The 4557-nt window shown below is 45.4% G+C and carries 4 protein-coding genes; all 4 read left to right on the top strand.

The genetic code is table 11. The features are described 5' to 3' along the window. Window positions 1–550: gliding motility-associated C-terminal domain-containing protein (locus FOT42_RS17805; RefSeq protein WP_192938443.1), on the top strand; the 550-nt coding region annotated here is incomplete at its 5' end. A gap of 11 nt (window positions 551–561) precedes the next feature. Then, complete coding sequence (locus FOT42_RS17800; RefSeq protein ID WP_151891783.1) at window positions 562–1509, top strand: PorP/SprF family type IX secretion system membrane protein; 948 nt, start codon at window positions 562–564, stop codon at window positions 1507–1509. 12 nt (window positions 1510–1521) lie between these two features. Continuing rightward, on the top strand, window positions 1522–3468 hold the full coding sequence (locus FOT42_RS17795; RefSeq protein WP_151891782.1) for an OmpA family protein: 1947 nt from the start codon (window positions 1522–1524) through the stop codon (window positions 3466–3468). Between the two features lie 437 nt (window positions 3469–3905). Further along, window positions 3906–4557: hypothetical protein (locus tag FOT42_RS17790; protein WP_151891781.1), on the top strand; the 652-nt coding region annotated here is incomplete at its 3' end.

Genomic DNA, 4557 nt, shown 5'->3' with positions numbered 1-4557 from the left:
GATCCCGGACAGCAATGTGTTGTCCAACGATACCTTGAACGGGGAGGCAATTGACCCTGCGGATGTGATCCTGACCTCCACGCCAACCGATGTGTTGACCATCAACCCTGACGGCAGTGTGAGCGTGGAACCTGATACTGCTCAGGGTACGTACACCATCAGCTACACTATCTGCGAGGTAGCCAATCCGGACAACTGCGACACGGCAATTGTGACGGTGGAGGTTGAAAATGATGGTACAGGTGATGAAAAAATTGAAGTGAACCAAATGCTGACACCCAATGGGGATTTGAAGAATGATTTCCTTTTCATCAGGGGAGTGGACAAAATACGCTCAAGCTCGCTGAAAATCTTCAACCGATGGGGTGTAGCGGTTTACGAAGGAACAAATTATGACAACATCAACAATGTGTTTGATGGTCGTTCCAGGGGAAGGTCGTCCATAGGGGTAAACGGTTATCTTCCTGCCGGGGTGTATTTTTATATCTTTAATTATGAAACGGCGGAAGGAAGTTTTACGGACTCCGAATACATATATATAAGCAGGTAACCATAGAGAGAATGATAAAAAAGAGTTTTTTAATTCCGTTTTTGTTCATTGGAATAACATTTCAGGGCCTCATGGCCCAACAAGATGCGCAGTACACGCAATATATGTACAACACCATGAGTGTAAACCCTGCTTATGCCGGATCTAGGGGACAGTTGAGCTTTGCCGGACTATACCGCTCGCAATGGGTAGGTCTTGACGGGGCGCCGGAGACCTTTACCTTGAACCTTCACTCCCCCATCAGGAACAGCAGGTTGGGATACGGTATATCTATCGTAAACGACAACATAGGGGATGGCGTAGTACAGGAAACGTATTTGGACGCGGCCATATCCTATACCATACAAGTGGCCATGGATGCCAAGTTGTCCTTCGGGTTGAAGTTGGGCGGAAACATGCTCAGCTTGGATTTTAATGGTTTGAGGAACTTTGACCAAGAAGTGGTGAGCCAGGACAATATCGATAACAAGTTCAATCCAAATTTTGGACTTGGCGTGTACTACCATACCGATCGCTTTTACGCAGGCTTGTCCGCACCAAATGTGCTGGAATCCGAATATTTCGACAATGATAATTCAGATGGGTCGGTCAACTTTCAATCCGCGGAGCGCATGAACTTCTACTTCATTACCGGATATGTGTTCGATATGGGCCCCGATCTGCAATTCAAACCCGCTTTGCTGACCAAGGCTGTTGGCGGGGCGCCCTTGCAGGTCGATCTTTCGGCCAGCTTTCTGTTTGCCGACAAGTTCAGTTTTGGCGCTGCTTACCGATGGGATGCCGCTCTGAGTGGTCTGGTAGGGTTTCAGTTGACGGAACAGCTTATGGTAGGTCTGGCCTATGATAGGGAGACCACCGAATTGGGAGGGACCCAGTTCAATGATGGGTCGTTTGAAATATTCCTGAGATTGGAACTATTGAAGAGATTTCAACGAACTGTGTCACCAAGATTCTTTTAATACGGGTCAAGCATGTTAAAAAGAACACTCATACTTCTCATTATATTTTCAGGATGTGTTGTCAAGATGTCTGCACAGGATACCATTCAGGGCAAACAGCTCGAAAGGGTCATGGAAAGGGCAGACCAACAATACAAGGAATATTCTTTCAGTCCGGCCATAGATATTTACAAAAAAGTACTGGATAGGGGCTATGTTTCTTCGGACCTATTGAAGCGCTTGGGGAATTCATACTACTTCAATGCCAAGTATACCGAGGCCGCTGCCATTTATAAAAGAATGGAAGAGACCTATCCCGATGAAATGGAAGTGGAGGATATTTTCAGGTACGCACAAAGTTTGAAAACATTGGGCAATTACGAAGAAGCCTCCCGTTTGATGGCCGAGTTCAAACAGATGACATCGGTAGACCTCGACATTGATGAGGACTACATGGCCAAGATCGAGAAGAATTCGGGAAGATATACCGTAAAACAGTTCGACTATAACAGCAAATACTCCGATTTTGCCGCCTCTTACTACGAAAAAGGGCTCATTTTTGCCTCGGACAGGGACACTGGGAATTTGGCCAGATATAGACACACTTGGAACTCCAGGGACTTTTTGGACTTGTATAAGGTCGATGTGGACAGTGTGTCGAGCGGTAAGGCCGTGAAGCTGGAAGGGGAAGTGAACACTAGACTTCATGAATCCACATCTGTGGTGAGCAAGGATGGCCTGACCATGTACTTTACCCGTAACAATTTTATGGATGGTAGAAAGGGCAAGGATGAAGAGGGCATCATTCGGCTGAAGATCTATAGTGCGGAAAACATCAATGGGATGTGGACCAATATCACGGAACTGCCGTTCAACAGTGATTCCTATTCCGTGGCACACCCTATGCTGAGCCCGGATGGGAAAAGACTGTATTTTGTTTCCGATATGCCCGGAAGTCTGGGCGAGTCGGACATATTTATGACGGAGATCATTGGCGATGGAACCTATGGTCCCATTGTCAATTTAGGCAAGAACATCAATACCATGGCCAGGGAGACCTTTCCGTTCATCACCAAGGACGGTGTCCTGTATTTTTCTTCGGATGGCCATCAAGGTTTGGGTGGATTGGACATATTTGCCACAAAGATTGCCTTTGATGAATACGATCAGCCAGTCGTGAACGTGGGCAGGCCCATCAACGGTCCCAACGACGATTTTTCCTTTATTTATGACATAGCGAACAAGTCGGGCTATTTCTCTTCCAACAGGGAAGGAGGTATGGGGGATGACGATATCTACCAATTTGTGGAGAACGAACCCTTGGTCTTGGATTGTATTCAAGAAGTGACAGGAACGGTCAGGGACCGGATTTCCAATGAAGTGTTGGCTGGTGCCACTGTGGTGGTCATCGATGAGGAGAATAGGGAAGTCTCTTCCACCATAACCGATTCCAATGGAAACTATATCCTCCAACTGGACTGTTCCAAAGGCAACTTTGTCAGGGCTTCTAGGGATGGCTATGTGCCGGCGGAGGAATACCTGAACAGATCAGACGGTAAACCACGTATCATTGATTTTTATTTGGAACGGGATGTGATCACCGGAGGTTTTGGGGACGATTTGGCCAAATTGCTACAGTTGAGCACGATATATTTTGATCTGAACAAATATAACATCCGCCCGGATGCAGAACTGGAAATACAGAAAGTGATTGTGGCCATGGAAAAATACCCCAGCTTGAAGATCAAGGTGAATTCACATACCGATAGCCGAGGAAACGATGCCTATAACCTTTGGTTATCACAAAGAAGAGCGGAATCCACGGTCAATTATATGATTTCCAAAGGAATATCTCCTGATAGGCTCCAAGGCGAAGGATTTGGGGAGACCAGACTGGTCAACGAATGCTTTAATGGTGTCCCTTGCTCCAACGAGCAGCACCAGTTGAACCGAAGATCGGAGTTCATCATCTTTGAATAATTTTAAGCCTGATCAACAGGCAACGGACATGCGAATGACTCTAAAGTAGGGACTTGTTCGCATGTTTTTTTTGTGGCCAACGGTGGATTGGACACAGATAAGAATAGTCATTTCCTCTTCTTTAAAATGACTGGGCTTTTTATCCAAAAACACTGTTTGATTTCATCAGTACTGTAAGCCTTCACAATCCATAAGCAACCCTTGAATTGCATAAATGGGGCTTTTTTTAGGTTTATGTAATCTTTTTCCCATTAAGGTGAGCTCCTTCGCAACCGCTATCAGCACTGCTTTCATCGATAAACGGTTTTTCAAAATCATGTTTTTTGCATTGAAACCTCAGGATTTAAGTGCTATACAGTTGGATAAGTGTCATACACAACAAATATTTTCCGCTCCTGAATGTAGGGGTAATTTTGTACAGTGTTATAAAATGCAAAGTGCTGAATAAGAGAGAAAGCACTACAAAACATAGTATAAAGAACAAGAATTACCGACCCTCAACTAATATTGACCTCATGAAAAAGAGCATTGTTGCCCTACTGTTTCTACTTTTTACAGGAATTGCCTTTTCACAAACCACAGTAACCTTGCAGGATCAATGCAACTGCGAGGTTCTCAAAGGAACTGCAGTGTCCAGCCCGGGAGCGACCACTCCATCTGGTGCGGATACAGGAGATATATATGTGAATACCAATACGGGCACTATCTATTTTTGGGATGGGAACTCGTGGGAACTTACTTCCTCTGATGATCAGCAATTGACAGGGTTCACGTTTAACGATGCCACCAATACCTTATCACTTACTTTGGAGAATGGAGGCACTGTCAATGTCGATTTGAGTAGTTTGAGTGATACGTTAACGGACACCAATACAACTATCACTGCATACGGGATTGATGGTACGAACACGAATTTGGTGATAACCGATTCTGAGGGCAATACATTTTCGGTAGCCTTAACTGATTTAGCGGCTTTAATAAATACCGATGACCAAACTTTGACAGAGGTACTTGCCGAGGGTAACGATGGTGGCGGTTCGGCCATCACGAACATCGCGGACCCTACCAACGCGCAGGACGCGGCCACGA

The organism is Flagellimonas hadalis, from assembly GCF_007785775.2.
GTDB lineage: Bacteria > Bacteroidota > Bacteroidia > Flavobacteriales > Flavobacteriaceae > Flagellimonas > Flagellimonas hadalis.
This window is presented reverse-complemented; position numbering and strand designations above follow the sequence as displayed.

Coding starts and splice junctions, on each gene's coding strand:
- FOT42_RS17800 (WP_151891783.1), top strand. CDS start 562: ATGATAAAAAAGAGTTTTTTAATTCCGTTTTTGTTCATTGGAATAACA.
- FOT42_RS17795 (WP_151891782.1), top strand. CDS start 1,522: ATGTTAAAAAGAACACTCATACTTCTCATTATATTTTCAGGATGTGTT.